The sequence below is a fragment of the Dysosmobacter sp. genome, from assembly GCF_034093755.1.
Lineage (GTDB): Bacteria > Bacillota > Clostridia > Oscillospirales > Oscillospiraceae > Oscillibacter.
Window position 1 is genome coordinate 20,917 of record NZ_JAXEBZ010000038.1, and the last position, 13,930, is coordinate 34,846.

At 66.2% G+C, this 13,930-nt stretch carries 16 protein-coding genes; 9 read left to right on the forward strand and 7 right to left on the reverse strand.

The features are described from left to right. Positions 1 to 139 precede the first annotated feature (139 nt). From rimP to ribF, 9 genes are all read left to right on the forward strand, one after another. A complete protein-coding gene (gene rimP, locus SOX55_RS05155) occupies positions 140 to 604 on the forward strand; it encodes a ribosome maturation factor RimP (RefSeq protein WP_325286366.1) in 465 nt (154 codons plus the stop codon). Positions 605 to 680: 76 nt separating this feature from the next. Then, the gene (gene nusA / locus SOX55_RS05160; protein ID WP_325286367.1) at positions 681 to 1,823 is read left to right on the forward strand and encodes a transcription termination factor NusA; all 1,143 of its coding nucleotides are present in this window, start codon (positions 681 to 683) and stop codon (positions 1,821 to 1,823) included. A gap of 24 nt (positions 1,824 to 1,847) precedes the next feature. Further along, positions 1,848 to 2,123 carry an RNase P modulator RnpM gene (gene rnpM, locus SOX55_RS05165; RefSeq protein ID WP_325286368.1) on the forward strand — a complete coding sequence of 92 codons (276 nt, stop codon included), beginning with the start codon at positions 1,848 to 1,850 and terminating at the stop codon, positions 2,121 to 2,123. Beyond that, positions 2,116 to 2,787: a L7Ae/L30e/S12e/Gadd45 family ribosomal protein gene (locus SOX55_RS05170; protein ID WP_325286369.1), complete on the forward strand. Its 672-nt coding sequence runs from the start codon at positions 2,116 to 2,118 to the stop codon at positions 2,785 to 2,787. Before rnpM ends, SOX55_RS05170 begins: the two co-directional genes overlap by 8 nt. A gap of 78 nt (positions 2,788 to 2,865) precedes the next feature. Then, complete coding sequence (infB, locus tag SOX55_RS05175) at positions 2,866 to 5,265, forward strand: translation initiation factor IF-2 (RefSeq protein WP_325286370.1); 2,400 nt, start codon at positions 2,866 to 2,868, stop codon at positions 5,263 to 5,265. 289 nt (positions 5,266 to 5,554) lie between these two features. Beyond that, a complete protein-coding gene (gene rbfA, locus SOX55_RS05180; RefSeq protein ID WP_325286371.1) occupies positions 5,555 to 5,926 on the forward strand; it encodes a 30S ribosome-binding factor RbfA in 372 nt (123 codons plus the stop codon). Between the two features lie 2 nt (positions 5,927 to 5,928). Further along, positions 5,929 to 6,885 carry a DHH family phosphoesterase gene (locus SOX55_RS05185; protein WP_325286372.1) on the forward strand — a complete coding sequence of 319 codons (957 nt, stop codon included), beginning with the start codon at positions 5,929 to 5,931 and terminating at the stop codon, positions 6,883 to 6,885. A gap of 13 nt (positions 6,886 to 6,898) precedes the next feature. Next, on the forward strand, positions 6,899 to 7,765 hold the full coding sequence (truB, locus tag SOX55_RS05190; RefSeq protein WP_325286373.1) for a tRNA pseudouridine(55) synthase TruB: 867 nt from the start codon (positions 6,899 to 6,901) through the stop codon (positions 7,763 to 7,765). 13 nt (positions 7,766 to 7,778) lie between these two features. Then, positions 7,779 to 8,678: a riboflavin biosynthesis protein RibF gene (gene ribF, locus SOX55_RS05195; RefSeq protein ID WP_325286374.1), complete on the forward strand. Its 900-nt coding sequence runs from the start codon at positions 7,779 to 7,781 to the stop codon at positions 8,676 to 8,678. A 58-nt stretch (positions 8,679 to 8,736) separates the two neighbouring features. On the opposite strand, the gene SOX55_RS05200 is transcribed toward ribF, so the two are convergent. The 7 genes from SOX55_RS05200 to SOX55_RS05230 form a co-directional block, all read right to left on the reverse strand. Continuing rightward, positions 8,737 to 9,267 carry a hypothetical protein gene (locus tag SOX55_RS05200; RefSeq protein ID WP_325286375.1) on the reverse strand — a complete coding sequence of 177 codons (531 nt, stop codon included), beginning with the start codon at positions 9,265 to 9,267 and terminating at the stop codon, positions 8,737 to 8,739. 97 nt (positions 9,268 to 9,364) lie between these two features. Next, positions 9,365 to 10,009 (reverse strand): phosphate signaling complex protein PhoU, encoded by a 645-nt coding sequence (gene phoU / locus SOX55_RS05205; protein WP_325286376.1) that lies wholly within the window; start codon positions 10,007 to 10,009, stop codon positions 9,365 to 9,367. Beyond that, entirely contained in the window at positions 10,009 to 10,764 is a 756-nt protein-coding gene (gene pstB, locus SOX55_RS05210) for a phosphate ABC transporter ATP-binding protein PstB (protein WP_325286377.1), read from the reverse strand. The genes phoU and pstB overlap by 1 nt, the downstream gene beginning before the upstream one ends. Then, complete coding sequence (pstA, locus tag SOX55_RS05215) at positions 10,761 to 11,624, reverse strand: phosphate ABC transporter permease PstA (protein ID WP_325286378.1); 864 nt, start codon at positions 11,622 to 11,624, stop codon at positions 10,761 to 10,763. Before pstA ends, pstB begins: the two co-directional genes overlap by 4 nt. 3 nt (positions 11,625 to 11,627) lie before the next feature. Continuing rightward, the gene (gene pstC, locus SOX55_RS05220; protein ID WP_325286379.1) at positions 11,628 to 12,494 is read right to left on the reverse strand and encodes a phosphate ABC transporter permease subunit PstC; all 867 of its coding nucleotides are present in this window, start codon (positions 12,492 to 12,494) and stop codon (positions 11,628 to 11,630) included. Between the two features lie 67 nt (positions 12,495 to 12,561). Further along, the gene (locus SOX55_RS05225; protein WP_325286380.1) at positions 12,562 to 13,434 is read right to left on the reverse strand and encodes a phosphate ABC transporter substrate-binding protein; all 873 of its coding nucleotides are present in this window, start codon (positions 13,432 to 13,434) and stop codon (positions 12,562 to 12,564) included. A 148-nt stretch (positions 13,435 to 13,582) separates the two neighbouring features. Continuing rightward, entirely contained in the window at positions 13,583 to 13,849 is a 267-nt protein-coding gene (locus SOX55_RS05230) for a hypothetical protein (protein WP_325286381.1), read from the reverse strand. Positions 13,850 to 13,930 lie beyond the last annotated feature (81 nt).

The following is a 13,930-nucleotide window of genomic DNA, read 5'->3' on the forward strand; positions in this document are numbered from 1 at the left end:
AAAAGGGGTTGCGCTTTCCGCCCGTTCATGGTATATTGCTATAGGTAAGAAGTGTAAGGTATGCGGAGTGGGCCTCAGGTCCGCTCTTTTTGTTGGCCTTTTTCCCCTTGCAAATTTCTCTCGACAGGAGGAGTTTTCCATGAAAAAAGTCACGGAACTGGTGGCCGGGCTGGCAGCCCCCGCCGTGGAGGGCGCGGGCTGCGTCCTGTGGGACACGGAGTACGTCCGGGAGGCCGGACAGTGGTATCTGCGGCTGTATATCGACAAGCTGGAGGGCGACGTGGACATTCTGGACTGCGAGGCCGTGTCCCGGGCGGTGGAGCCGCTGCTGGACGAGGCCGACCCCATCCCCGGCAGCTACACCTTCGAGGTCAGCTCCGCCGGCGCCGAGCGTCCGCTGAAGCGGCCCTCCGATTTTCAGCGGTTCCTGGGCAGCCCCGTGGCGGTGAAGCTGTACCAGAACCGGGACGGCCGCAAGGAGTTCGCCGGGCACCTGAAGGCCTATGACGAGGCCACCGGCGACGTCACCGTCACCGTGGGGAAAGAGGACCTGGTGTTCCCGAAAGCCCAGGTGGCGCTGGTCCGCCTGCGGGTGGAGTTCTGAACCGTTATCCCGGCTTTCCGCGCCCGGCGCGGAGGGCATGAGTCATTGAAAAAGACGTATCAAAGGAGAATCAGACATGAGAGGCAAAAAGCAAAAAGAGCCTGCCGGCATGAACGTGGCGGAAATCTTCGCCGCCCTGGAGATGCTGGAAAACGAGCGGGGCATTCCCCAGGCCTTCCTGATGGACAAGATTGTCCAGGCCCTGACCACCGCCTACAAGCGGGACCACGACGAGGTGGAGAACGTGGTGGTGGATGTGGACGAGAAGAACCGCACCCTGAAAATGTTCGTCCAGAAGAACGTGGTGGACGAGGAGGACTACGTGGACCCCTTCAACGAGATCCCCCTGGAGGAGGCCAAACGCCTGTCCGCCAAGTACGAGATCGGCGACGTGGTGAACGTCCCCGTGGACAGGATGGAGTTCGGCCGCATCGCCGCCGGCAACGGCAAGCAGGTGATCATCCAGGGCCTGCGGGAGGCCGAGCGGGGCATGGTGTACGACGAGTTCAACTCCAAGCAGCATGAGATTCTCACCGGCGTGGTGACCCGCGTGGACCCCCGCACCGGCGGCGTGTCCCTGCGCATCGGCACCGGCACCGAGTCCACCGAGGCGCTGCTCACTGCCGGCGAGCAGGTGAAGGGCGAGGAGCTCACCGAGGGCATGCATGTGAAGGTGTACGTGGTGGACGTCCGCCGCTCCACCCGCGGGCCCCAGGTGCTGATCTCCCGGACCCATCCGGGCCTGGTGAAGCGGCTGTTTGAGCTGGAGGTCCCCGAGATTTTCGACGGCACCGTGGAGATCCGGGCCATCGCCCGGGAGGCCGGCAGCCGCACCAAGATGGCCGTGTGGTCCAACGACGCCAACGTGGACCCCATCGGCGCCTGCGTGGGCCTGAAGGGCCAGCGGGTGGACGCCATCGTGGAGGAGCTGCGGGGCGAGAAGATCGACATCATCAAGTACAGCGAGGACCCCACCGAGTTCATCGCCGCCGCCCTGTCCCCCGCCGACGTGGTGGACGTGCGCATGGCCGACGAGGGCAAGGTCTGCCGGGTGATTGTGCCCGATGACCAGCTGTCCCTGGCCATCGGCAAGGAGGGCCAGAACGCCCGTCTGGCGGCCCGGCTCACCGGCTACAAGATCGACATCAAGCCCGAGAGCTACCGGGAGGAGGACGAGGAGCCCCTGACGGCTTCCCCGGCTCCCGCGGCGGAGGAATAAATCCGGAAAGGAGGCGGAGCGGCCATGCAGAAAGTAAGAAAAATCCCCCAGCGCCAGTGTGTGGGCTGCCGGGAGATGAAGGACAAGAAGTCCCTGATCCGGGTGGTCCGCTCCCCGGAGGGGGAGGTCTCCCTGGACTTCGTGGGCAAAAAGCCCGGCCGGGGCGCCTATGTGTGCCGGGACGTGGAGTGCCTGAAGCGGGCCAGAAAGTCCCGGGCGCTGGAGCGGGCCTTTGACACCGCCATCCCGGCGGAGGTCTATGACGCCATGGAGCGGGAAATGGGAGGCGCGGATGACTGACCGGATCCTCTCCCTGCTGGGCCTGTGCAAAAAGGGCGGCATGCTGGAAATCGGCGAGGAGCCGGTGGAGGCCGCCGCCCGGGCCAGGGACGCCCGGGTGCTGCTGCTGGCGGAGGACGCCGCGGACAACACCCTCCGGCGGGTACGGCACTTCGCCGAGGCCGGCGACTGCCTGTGGCTCCGCATCCCCTACACCAAGGAGGAGCTGGGCCGGGCCCTGGGCCGCACCTCCTGCGCCCTGCTGGCGGTGACGGACATCGGCTTCGCCGCCAATCTGGTCCGCCGTCTGGCGGAGCGGGACCCGGTGCGCTACGATGAGGCGGCGGAAAAGCTGGCTCTGAAGGAAAAGCGGGCCGCGGAGCGCCGGGCCGAGCAGCTGGCCCACGAAAAGAACATCCGGACGGGCAAGGTCCGGAAAAAGAAGGCGGAAGCCCCCGCGGAACCGGAGAAGCCCCTGAAGGCAGCGGCATCCCCGCGGCCGCCCCGGCGCGGCGCGGCGGCGGCAGGCCGTCCGGAGGGCGGCAGGCCCCGTCCCCGGGACCAGGCTCCCGGCTCCCGGACCGGAGGCGCTGACCGGAAGCGCCGCAGCGCCCATCCGGCGGACCGCTTCCGGGGCAGCCGTCCGGTGAAAAAGGGGAAGGGCTCCCCGAAAAAGGGCGTCTGACCCACTCTGCCGGCGGCAGAACCATGAAATTTTTCCCGGCCCTCGGGCCCGGATCATAAGAGGTGGCTATATTTGGGTATGGAAAAGTACAGAGTGCATGAGGTGGCAAAGGATTTCGGCCTTTCCACCAGGGAGATCACCGAGATCCTGACAAAATATGCGGAGACTCCGAAAAATCATATGCAGGTCCTGACGGACGGCGAGCTGTCCATCATTTTCGAGAAGCTGACCCAGGACCATCCCGTCTCCGGCATTCAGGCCATTTTCGCCGACGTGCAGGCGGCGGAGAAGCCGGAGCCGAAGAAGGAGGCCAAGCCGAAAAAGCAGCCGGTGCCCGCCGGGCAGCCCGCCGCCAAGGCGCAGCCCGCGGCTCCCCAGCAGCAGACCGGCAGGTCCCAGCAGCCCCAGCAGGGCCAGCAGCAGCCCAAGGCCCAGCCGGCCCAGTCCGCCCCCAAGGCGCAGCCCGCGGCCCAGCAGCAGCCCGTTTCCCGGGTGCCCCAGAAGAAGATCGTGGACACCCGCAAGGGCGGCGATGTGAACCTGGCCAAGTATGACGAGCGGCTGGAGGATCTGGGCGGCCAGCGGGGCGAGCGGATGCAGAAGTCCGGCGGCAAGGAGAAGTTCCGCAATAACAACCAGCGCCGGGGCGGCGCGCCGCTTTCCAACAAGCGCCGCCAGGATGAGGCGGAGAAGATGCGCCGGCTGCAGCTGGAGATCGCCAAGAAGGCGCCCCTGAAGGTGATGATCCCCGACGAGATCTCCGTGGGCGAGCTGGCCTCCCGCATGAAGAAGACCGGCGCCGAGGTGGTGAAGTGCCTGATGAAAAACGGCATCATGGCCTCCCTGCCCCAGATGATCGACTATGACACCGCCGCGCTGGTGGCCATGGACATGGGCTGCAAGGTGGAGCACGAGGTCACCGTCACCATCGAGGAAAAGCTGATCGACGACCGGGCCGACAAGCCCGAGGAGCTGGTGCCCCGGGCCCCCGTGGTGGTGGTCATGGGCCACGTGGACCACGGCAAGACCTCCCTGCTGGACGCCATCCGGAACACCAACGTGGTCTCCGGCGAGGCCGGCGGCATCACCCAGCACATCGGCGCCTATCAGGTGCAGATCAACGGCAAGCCCATCACCTTCCTGGACACCCCGGGCCACGAGGCGTTCACCTCCATGCGTGCCCGCGGCGCCATGATCACCGACATCGCCATTCTGGTGGTGGCCGCCGAGGACGGCATCAAGCCCCAGACGGTGGAGTCCATCAACCACGCCAAGGCCGCCAATATCCCCATCATTGTGGCCATCAACAAGATCGACAAGCCCGAGGCCAACCCCGACCGGGTGATGCAGCAGCTCACCGAGTACGGTCTGGTGCCCGAGGACTGGGGCGGCGAGACCATCTGCTGCCCCATCTCCGCCAAGAAGAACATCGGCATCGACAACCTGCTGGAGATGGTGCTGCTGACCGCCGAGATGGGCGAGCTGAAGGCCAATCCCAACCGGGCCGGCCAGGGCACCGTCATCGAGGCCCGGCTGGACAAGGGCCGCGGCCCCATCGCCACGCTGCTGGTGCAGAACGGCACGCTGAAGCAGGGCGACATCATCATCGCCGGCACCGCCGTGGGCCGCATCCGCACCATGACCGACTCCAAGGGCCGCCGCCTGACGGAGGCCGGCCCCTCCGTCCCCGTGGAGGTGACGGGCCTCAGCGAGGCCCCCACCGCCGGCAGCCAGTTCTTCGCCGTGGCCGACGAGCGCATGGCCCGGGAGCTGGTGGAACAGCGGAAGGCCGAGGAGCGGGCCAAGGCCAACGCCCCCGTGCAGAAGGTGTCCCTGGAGAACCTGTTCGACCAGATCTCCGCCGGTGAGCGAAAGGAGCTGGCCCTGATCGTCAAGGCCGACGTCCAGGGCTCCGTGGAGGCCGTGAAGGCGTCTCTGGAGAAGCTGTCCAACGACGAGGTGAACGTCCGGGTCATCCACGGCGCCGTGGGTGCCGTCAACGAGTCCGACGTGATGCTGGCCGCCTCCTCCAACGCCATCATCGTGGGCTTCAACATCCGGCCCGACGCCGCCGCCCGCGATTCCGCCGCCCGCACCAACGTGGATATGCGGATGTACCGGGTCATCTATGACTGCATCGACGAGATCGAGGCCGCCATGAAGGGCATGCTGGCCCCCAAGTTCCGGGAAGTGGTGCTGGGCCACGCCGAGATCCGCCAGACCTACAAAGTCTCCGGCGTGGGCACCGTGGCCGGCTGCTACGTGCAGGACGGCAAGATTCTCCGGGCCTGCTCCGTCCGGGTGGTCCGGGACGGCATCGTCATCCACGAGGGCGTGCTGGGCTCCCTGCAGCGGTTCAAGGACTCCGTGAAGGAAGTGTCCCAGAACTACGAGTGCGGCCTCACCGTGGAGAAGTTCAACGATATCAAGGAAGGCGACATCATCGAGGCCTATACCATGGAGGAGATTCCCAGATAAACCTTCCCATTTCCGCGCAAACGACGATGCCCGGGCGGCGGCTGTGCCGCCGCCCGGGCATTATTACTCTGCTCCCGCCGTCAGGTAACTTGCCGCGTGGGGGAGCTCGAGGGGGCGAAGCCCGCCTCGAATGAGATCGACTGCCTGCAAATACCTGCAGCAGGTATTTGCGCCGCGTCGCGGCAGATTTTTGGACTGTGAAACAGGCCAAAAATCGAGGCAGTATTAATCCGGCGGCACAGCCGCCGCCCGGGTTCCCATTTTTACCGCTATGAAAGGAGGCCCATTCATGCCCAGTAATCGAATCGGCCGCATCAACGAAGAAATCCAGCGGGAGCTGTCCGCCCAGATCCGCCGCCTGAAGGACCCCCGGGTCTCCGGCACCGGCATGGTGTCCATCACCCGGGTGGACACCACCGGCGACCTGCGCTACTGCCGGGTGTATGTCAGTGTGCTGGACAAGAGCCAGGAGAAGGACGTGCTGAAGGGCCTGAAGTCCGCCGCCGGGTTCCTGCGCCGGGAGCTGGGCTCCGCCCTGCGCCTGCGCTACACCCCGGAGCTGCAGTTCGAGGCCGACGACTCCATCGCCTACGGCGCCCACATTCTGGAGCTGCTCCACGACGTGGAGCGGAAGGACGCCGGCCGGGAGGATGAGGCGTAACCATGCTCACCGTACAGGAAACCGCCGCGCTGCTGCGCGGCTTTGACCGGGTGCTGATTCTCACCCACATCCGCCCCGACGGGGACACCGTGGGCTGCGCCGCCGGGCTGTGCGCCGCCCTCCGCGCCCTGGGCAAAACCGCATGGCTCCTGCCCAACCCCGGCCTCACCGACACCACCGCCCCCTATGCCGCGCCCTACGCCGCGCCGGAGGACTTCGTGCCGGAGAAGGTGGTGTCCGTGGACATCGCCGTTGTGGGGCTGTTCCCGGACAACGCCCTGCCTTACAAGGACCGGGTGGACCTGGCCATCGACCACCACCCCTCCTTTGAGCACTTCGGCAAACACAACATCGTCCGGCCGGAGGCCGCCGCCTGCGGCGAGCTGATGCTGGACATCCTCCGGGAGCTGACGCCCATCACGCCGGAGATCGCCCTGCCGCTGTACGTGGCCATCTCCACCGACACCGGCTGCTTCCAGTACACCAACACCACCGCCGCCACCCACCGGGCCGCGGCGGCGCTGATGGACACCGGCATCGACTTCCGGGCCGTCAACAAGGTGTTTTTCCGCACCAAGACCCGCCGGCGCCTGGCCCTGGAGGCGGACATGCTGGCCAACATGGAGTTTTACGACAACGGACGGGTGGTGCTGCTGTTTGTGCCCATGGCCCTGATGGAGCGCATCGCCGCCACGGAGAGCGACGCCGAGGACCTGTCCTCTCTGGGGGGCCAGATCGAGGGCACCGACTGCTCCGTGACGCTGCGGGAGCTGCGCCCGGACGTATGGAAGCTGTCGGTGCGCACCGGCGCGCGGGTCAACGCCACCGATGTCTGCCGGGAGCTGGGAGGCGGCGGCCACGCCGCTGCCGCCGGCTGCACCGTGGAGGCCCCCCTGGAGGATGTGAAGCGCCTCATTCTGGAGGCCATCGCGCGCCACGTCCCGGACTTTCAGAAGTAAGGAAACCGAATTTATGGCCAACGGAATCGTCATCATCAACAAGCCCGCCGGCTGGACCAGCATGGACGTGTGCGCCAAGCTGCGGGGCGTGTTTCACGAAAAGCGGGTGGGCCACGCCGGCACCCTGGACCCCATGGCCACCGGCGTGCTGCCGGTGTTCGTGGGCGCCGCCACCAAGGCCGTCTCCTTCGCCGAGGAGGGGGAGAAGGAATACGTGGCCTCGCTGCGGCTGGGGCTGACCACCGACACCCAGGACACCACCGGCACCGTGCTGGAGGAGCGTCCCGTCACCGTCACCCGGGCGGAGGTGGAGGCCGTGCTGACCCGGTTCACCGGGGAAATTCTGCAGGTGCCGCCCATGTACTCCGCCATCAAGATCCACGGGCAGAAGCTCTGCGACCTGGCCCGGAAGGGCCGGGAGGTGGAGCGGCCCGCCCGCCCCGTCACCATCTACGCCCTGGAGCTGCTGGAGCAGGTGGACCCGCGGGAGTACCGGCTGCGGTGCCGCTGCTCCAAGGGCACCTACATCCGCACCCTCTGCCATGACATCGGCCAGGCCCTGGGCTGCGGCGGCGCCATGGCCGCCCTGCAGCGCACCATGGCCGCCGGGTTCTCCATAGACCGGGCCGTCACGCTGGAGGAGGCCCAGGAGCGGGGCGAAGCTGTTCTTCTGCCTCTGGACGCCTACTTTGCCGCCTATCCCGCCTACCGCGTCCCCTCGGCCGGGAAGGAGGCCCGGGTCCGCAACGGCGGCCCCATCACCGACAGCCGCGTGGCCGACGGCACCTACCGGGTCTACGGCGCCGACGGTACGTTTCTCTGCCTGTCCCGGGCAGAGGGCGGCTGTCTGACGGCCATCAAGAACTTTTTTGGAACGTAAGGACTGAGAAACCATGAAAGAACGGGTCATCGCGCTGGGCTTTTTCGACGGCGTGCACCTGGGTCACGGCGCCCTGCTGCGCCGGACCGTGGAGGAAGCCCGCCGGCGGGGCTGCACCCCGGCGGTGTTCACCTTTGACCGCCCGCCCAAGGAGGTGGTCACCGGCATTCCCTGCCCCCTCATCAACTCCCCGGAGGACCGGAAGGACCTGCTGCGCCGGCTCTACGGCATCAGCGACGTGCTGATGGTCCCCTTTGACCGGGAGATGATGACCACCCCCTGGGACAGATTCGTCACCGACATTCTGGTGGGCCGGTACCACGCCGTCCACCTGGTGGCGGGCCATGACCACCATTTCGGCCACAAGAACCAGGGTTCCCCGGAGCTGCTGGCGGAAAAATGCGCCCAGCTGGGGCTGGGCTGCGACATCATCCCCAAGGTGGAAATCGGCGGCATCACCGTCAGCTCCACCTACATCCGCCGTCTGGTGGAGCTGGGGCAGCTGGAGCGGGCGGCGGAGTACCTGGGCCATCCCCACACCCTCACCGGCCGGGTGGCCCACGGCCGGGGCATCGGCTCCACCCGGCTGTTTCCCACCGCCAACCTGACGGTGCCGCCTCACGTGCTGGTGCCGGGCCACGGCGTGTACGTCACCCGGGTGTATCTGCCGGAGGGGGACAGCTACGCCGCCGTCACCAACGTGGGCACCCGTCCCACGGTGAACAACGGCAGCGATGTCACCGTGGAGGCAAGCCTGCTGGACTACAGCGGGGACCTGTACGGCAAGCAGCTGCGGCTGGAGTTTTTCCGCCACCTGCGGGACGAGATGCGCTTCGACTCCACCGACGCCCTCCGCCGCCAGATCGCCTGCGACGCGGAGGCCACCCGCCAGTATTTCACCCGGCGGGATTGAACGAATATGGAAAACCGGCACAGGCCAGATGGCCTGTGCCGGTTTTTTTGTCAGCTTTTCACCGCAGCTCGCCCGCCGCCGGGTGGATGCCCACCGTCAGCACGCCGGCGTTCAGCCGCAGGGTGCAGATGCGCTCCGCCGTGGTCCAGCGGTAAGAGGGTGCCGCCTCCGCGCCGGCGGTGCGCATGGCCGCGCCGGTATAGGCCGTCACCCGGTCCTGCCAGTCCGCCAGCAGCTCCGCCGCCGTCCGCTCCCCGTCGCCGGTGACGCGGACGCTGACGGCCTCCACGGTGCCGTCGCCGCCGCAGGCGGTGAACAGCGTCACCGGCTGGCCGTACAGCTCCGTCTGATACATCCGGCCCAGGAAGGCCCCATGGTCCTCCGTCCGGTACGATTCACCGCCGGAGAACAGCTCCGCCGTCTCTCCGTCGGCCCGGCCCAGCAGGGCGGCCGCGTCCGTCAGGGTGTAATATGCCCCGCCGGGCGCCGCCTCTCCGCCGTCAAAGGCGGCAGCGGCCCCTGCCAGCAGCACGCACAGCAATCCGATGATCAGAATCCGCAGCTGATTTCCGTTCCGGTTCTTCCGCATAAGCCGTTCCTCCTTTTTTGTCCTTGTACTATATAGACGAACGGGAGGCGGAAAAAGTTTTACGGAATGGCGAAAAGAACGAAATTTTTCAGGATTCTCACTCCACGCTCTTGAGGACGCCGGTGACGGAGAAAATCACCCACTCGGCAATGTTGGCCGCGTGGTCGCCGATGCGCTCGAAGTACTTGGCCACCATCAGCAGATCCAGAGCGCAGCCGCCCTCCTCCGGGTTCCGGACGATCAGTTCCATCAGCCGGCGCTTCTCCCGGTCGAAGCACTCGTCCACCACGTCGTCGTAGGCGATGACCTGCTGCGCCAGGGTCACATCCCGCTTCACGTAGGCGTCCACGCTCTCCGTCACCATGCGGATGGTGTTTTCCGCCATCTCCCGGATGTGGCCGCACTGGTCGGCGCAGTCCTCCAGATGGACGGCGATCTCGGCGATGTCCTCCGCCTGGTCGCCGATGCGCTCCATGTCCGTCACCATTTTCAGGGCGGCGGAGATCTGCCGCAGGTCCCGGGCCACCGGCTGCTGCTGCAGCAGCAGCTTCAGGCAGCGGCTCTCGATGTCCCGCTCCTTCTGGTCGATGTCCCGCTCCAGCGGGGCCACCTTGGCCGCCATCTCCCGGCTGCCCTCCGTCAGGGCCTTGGCCGCCGTGGCAATGGCCTCCTCGCACAGTGCCCCCATTTCGATCATTTCCTGATTCAGCAGCGCCAGCTGCTGGTCGAACCGGCTTCTCATCAGCCAAACCTCCCTGTAATGTAATCCTCCGTCCGCTTCTCCTTCGGCTGGGAGAACAGCTGCTCCGTGCCGCCGAACTCCACCAGCTCTCCCAGCAGGAAGAAGGCGGTGCAGTCGGAGATGCGGACCGCCTGCTGCATGTTGTGGGTGACGATGACGATGGTGTACTTTTCCTTCAGCTGCATGGCCAGCTCCTCAATGCGGGAGGTGGAGATGGGGTCCAGGGCGGAGGTGGGCTCGTCCATCAGCAGCACCTGGGGCTCCACCGCCAGCGCCCGGGCGATGCACAGCCGCTGCTGCTGGCCGCCGGAGAGGCCCAGGGCGTTCTTTTTCAGCCGGTCCTTCACCTCGTCCCAGATGGCCGCGCCCCGCAGGGCCTGCTCCACAATCTCGTCCAGCCGGGCCTTGCCGGTGATGCCGTGGGTCCGGGGGCCGTAGGCGATGTTGTCGTAAATGCTCATGGGGAAGGGGTTGGGCTTCTGGAACACCATGCCCACCTCCCGGCGCAGCTGGTTCACGTCCACCGCCGGGTCGAAGATATTGGTGTCCCGGTAGCGCACCTCGCCGGTGATCTTCACGTTGGGAATCAGGTCGTTCATCCGGTTCAGGGTTTTCAGAAAGGTGGATTTTCCGCAGCCGGAGGGGCCGATCAGGGCGGTGATGCTCTTCTCCGGGATGTTCATGGTGATATTCTTCAGGGCCTGGGAATTGCCGTACCAGAGGCACAGGTCCTTGACGGTCATGATGTCGCTCATGCGTTCCTCCTCTTTTCAAAGAATTTGCCCACCATGGCGGCGGCAAAGTTGATGATCAGGGTCAGGGCCATGAGGATGGCGGCGATGGCGAAGGCCACCTCGAACTCACCCTGCTCCTTGGCGTAGACGTACAGGGCCACCGTCAGCGTGGCGCCGGCGCTGTGGAGGCCGGACCAGAAGCCGTTGAGGGCATGGGCGAAGCCCGCCGTGAACAGCAGCGCCGCCGACTCTCCCAGAATCCGGCCCACAGACAGGATGCAGCCGGTGATGACGCCGTCCACGCAGCCGGGCAGCACCACCGTTCGGATCACCCGCCACTTGCCGGCCCCCAGACCGAAGGCGCCCTCCCGGTAGCTCTGGGGCACGGTTTTCAGGCTCTCCTGGGTGGTGCGGAGGATGGTGGGCAGGTTCATGATCACCAGCGTCAGGGCGCCGGCCAGCAGGGAGGTCTGCATGTTGAGAAACTGGCAGAAAAACAGCATGCCCACCAGGCCGTAGATGATGGAGGGGATGCCGGAGAGGGTCTCCGCCGCGTATTCGATGAGGCCCACCACCCGGTGGTTGGAGGCGTACTCCGTCAGGTAGACGGCGGCGCCCACCCCCAGGGGCAGCACCACCGCCAGAGCGGCGATGACAATGTACACGGTGTTGAGAATGTCCGGCAGGATGCCGATGCGCTCCGTCAGGTAGCTGGGCTTGGTGCTCAGCAGCTCCCAGGTGATGTTGGGTACGCCCTTCCACAGCACATAGCACACCAGAAACACCACCAGCGCGCCGGTGAGCAGGGTGGAAAGGCCCGTCAGCACCCGCAGCAGGGCAATGCGGGCCTTCCTCTTTCCGGTAATGGGTTCTTTCAGCATTCCTCAGCCCTCCTTGCTGCGCTTCAGGAAGAAGTTCAGCGTCGCGTTGATGAGCATAATGAACAGGAACAGCACCAGGGCGATGGAAAACAGCGCCTGGCGCTGCAGTCCGGCGGAATAGGACATCTCGCTGGCTACCGCCGTGGTGAGGAATCGGACGCTCTGGAACAGCTCCGGCATGTTGGGGGCGTTGCCGGAGACCATCATCACCGCCATGGCCTCGCCGATAGCCCGGCCCACGCCCAGCACCACCGCCGCGGCGATGCCGCTTTTGGCCGCCGGGACGGACACCCGGAAATACGTCTCCTCCGGGGTGGCCCCCAGGGCCAGGGAGGCGTCCTCATACTCTTTGGGCACCGCGTCCAGCGCCGTGACGGACACCTTGATGATGGAGGGCAGAATCATGATGGCCAGCACCACCATGGCCGCCAGCAGGCTGGCGCCGTCGGGGACGTGGAACAGCTTCCGGATGCCCGGAACCAGCACCAGCATGCCCACCAGGCCGTACACCACCGAGGGGATGCCTGCCAGCAGGCTGACGGCGTGTTCCATGACGCCCTTCACCGCCGGAGGCGCCATTTTGGACAGATACACCGCCGTCAGGAAGCCCACCGGGACGCCCAGAACGATGGCGCCCGCCGTGCCGTAGACGCTGGTGAGAATAAACGGCAGAATGCCGAAGGACGGCTCCGCCGCGGTGGAGGCCCAGGTCTCTCCCAGCAGGAAGGGGGCCAGGCCGATCTCCCGGATGGCGGGGATGCCCGCCGCCACCAGATACACCGTAATCAGCAGCACAAAGCCCACGGTAATCAGGCCCAGCACCAGAAATACACCGTGGACGAAGGTCTCCAGCAGTCGGTTGTTTTTCATCAGTCACACACCTTTCCACGGGGAGGAGCGGCGGCCGAACCGGCCGCCGCTTTCCAACCCGGCGTTTTCAGTTGGCAGCCACGGCGCCGGCGGCACCGATGATGTCCGCGGCGGCGGGAGAGGTGGCGTAGTCGAAGAAGGCCTGGGCCGCGTCAGAGAGGGGGGTGCCGTCCTTGGTGACCAGCACGAAGGGACGCTGCACCACGTAGCTGCCGTCCTTCACGGTGTCCTCAGTGGGAGTCACGCCGCCCACGTCCAGGGCCTTGACGGTGTCCTTCACAGAGGCCAGGGAGGCGTAACCAATGGCGTTGGGGTTCTGGGACACGGTGGTGATCACGTCGCCGGTGGAGGTCAGCTCCTGGCGGTACTGGCACTTCTCAGCGGTGCCGGTGATGGACTCGAAGCCGTCCCGGGTGCCGCTGCCGGCCTCCCGGCCGATGAGGACGATCTCGGCGTCATCGCCGCCCACGTCCTTCCAGTTGGTGATCTCACCGGTGTAGATCTTGGCGATGGTGTCCAGGTCCAGGTCCGTTACGGGGTTTTCGGGGTGGACGATGATGGCGATGCCGTCATAGGCAAGCACGGTGCCGGTGAGGCCCTGGGCCTTCTCCTCGTCCTTCAGGCCACGGCTGGACAGGCCGATGTCGCAGCGGCCCTCCGCCACGGCGGTGATGCCGGAGCCGGAGCCGGTGGGGTTGTAGGTAAAGGTAACGCCGCTGTTGTCGCCCTCAAAGGCCTCGCCCAGGGCGCCGATGACCTTCTCCATGGAGGTGGAGCCGTCGGTGGCCACGGTGCCGGTGAGCTTCTGTTCCGCGGGAGCGGCGGGAGCGGAGGCGGCGGGAGCGGCAGGGGCGGAGGAAGCGCCGGAGCTCTGGCCGCAGCCGGAGAGCAGGGAGACGGCCATCACCGCCGTCAGCAGCAGGGTTGTGATCTTTTTCATGGTTGGAATTCTCCTTTTCATCAATTTCAGTCCCGTTCGGTACATCCCCTACTGTAAACTTCCTGTGTTAAATGCAAAAGAACCGCTTTGTAAAATCTGCATGAAATCGAAACAGGACCTCCGGATTCCTCCAGAGGTCCTGTCTGTCCTACACAAGACACGCCAGCAGCCACACCAGGGCACAGCCCCCGGCGCCGGTCAGCGCCCACACCAGCGGGGAAAGGTCCCGGAACCGGCGGACGCCGCCGCTGCCGGCGGCGTAGTCCCGGGCCACCCGCCGGGCCTCCTCCACCACCTCCCGGGAGGACACGCCCTCCCCGGCGGCGTCGCTGCGCAGGATGAAAATGGCCTGCTCGAAAAACCGCTGGTCCGGTGACTCCACCACCACAACCCGTCTGGATACTCCTTTTACCATGGCCCACACTCCCCGTCAAAAGCTTTCGCTGTTCAGTCTGGCCGGACAGGGCGGCCATTATACGGCCCGGGGGAAATTTTC

Coding starts and splice junctions, on each gene's coding strand:
- pstC (WP_325286379.1), bottom strand. CDS start 12,494: ATGAAAAACAACCGACTGCTGGAGACCTTCGTCCACGGTGTATTTCTG.
- rimP (WP_325286366.1), top strand. CDS start 140: ATGAAAAAAGTCACGGAACTGGTGGCCGGGCTGGCAGCCCCCGCCGTG.
- SOX55_RS05225 (WP_325286380.1), bottom strand. CDS start 13,434: ATGAAAAAGATCACAACCCTGCTGCTGACGGCGGTGATGGCCGTCTCC.
- nusA (WP_325286367.1), top strand. CDS start 681: ATGAGAGGCAAAAAGCAAAAAGAGCCTGCCGGCATGAACGTGGCGGAA.
- truB (WP_325286373.1), top strand. CDS start 6,899: ATGGCCAACGGAATCGTCATCATCAACAAGCCCGCCGGCTGGACCAGC.
- rnpM (WP_325286368.1), top strand. CDS start 1,848: ATGCAGAAAGTAAGAAAAATCCCCCAGCGCCAGTGTGTGGGCTGCCGG.
- SOX55_RS05170 (WP_325286369.1), top strand. CDS start 2,116: ATGACTGACCGGATCCTCTCCCTGCTGGGCCTGTGCAAAAAGGGCGGC.
- phoU (WP_325286376.1), bottom strand. CDS start 10,009: ATGAGAAGCCGGTTCGACCAGCAGCTGGCGCTGCTGAATCAGGAAATG.
- pstB (WP_325286377.1), bottom strand. CDS start 10,764: ATGAGCGACATCATGACCGTCAAGGACCTGTGCCTCTGGTACGGCAAT.
- rbfA (WP_325286371.1), top strand. CDS start 5,555: ATGCCCAGTAATCGAATCGGCCGCATCAACGAAGAAATCCAGCGGGAG.
- SOX55_RS05200 (WP_325286375.1), bottom strand. CDS start 9,267: ATGCGGAAGAACCGGAACGGAAATCAGCTGCGGATTCTGATCATCGGA.
- SOX55_RS05230 (WP_325286381.1), bottom strand. CDS start 13,849: ATGGTAAAAGGAGTATCCAGACGGGTTGTGGTGGTGGAGTCACCGGAC.
- infB (WP_325286370.1), top strand. CDS start 2,866: ATGGAAAAGTACAGAGTGCATGAGGTGGCAAAGGATTTCGGCCTTTCC.
- ribF (WP_325286374.1), top strand. CDS start 7,779: ATGAAAGAACGGGTCATCGCGCTGGGCTTTTTCGACGGCGTGCACCTG.
- SOX55_RS05185 (WP_325286372.1), top strand. CDS start 5,929: ATGCTCACCGTACAGGAAACCGCCGCGCTGCTGCGCGGCTTTGACCGG.
- pstA (WP_325286378.1), bottom strand. CDS start 11,624: ATGCTGAAAGAACCCATTACCGGAAAGAGGAAGGCCCGCATTGCCCTG.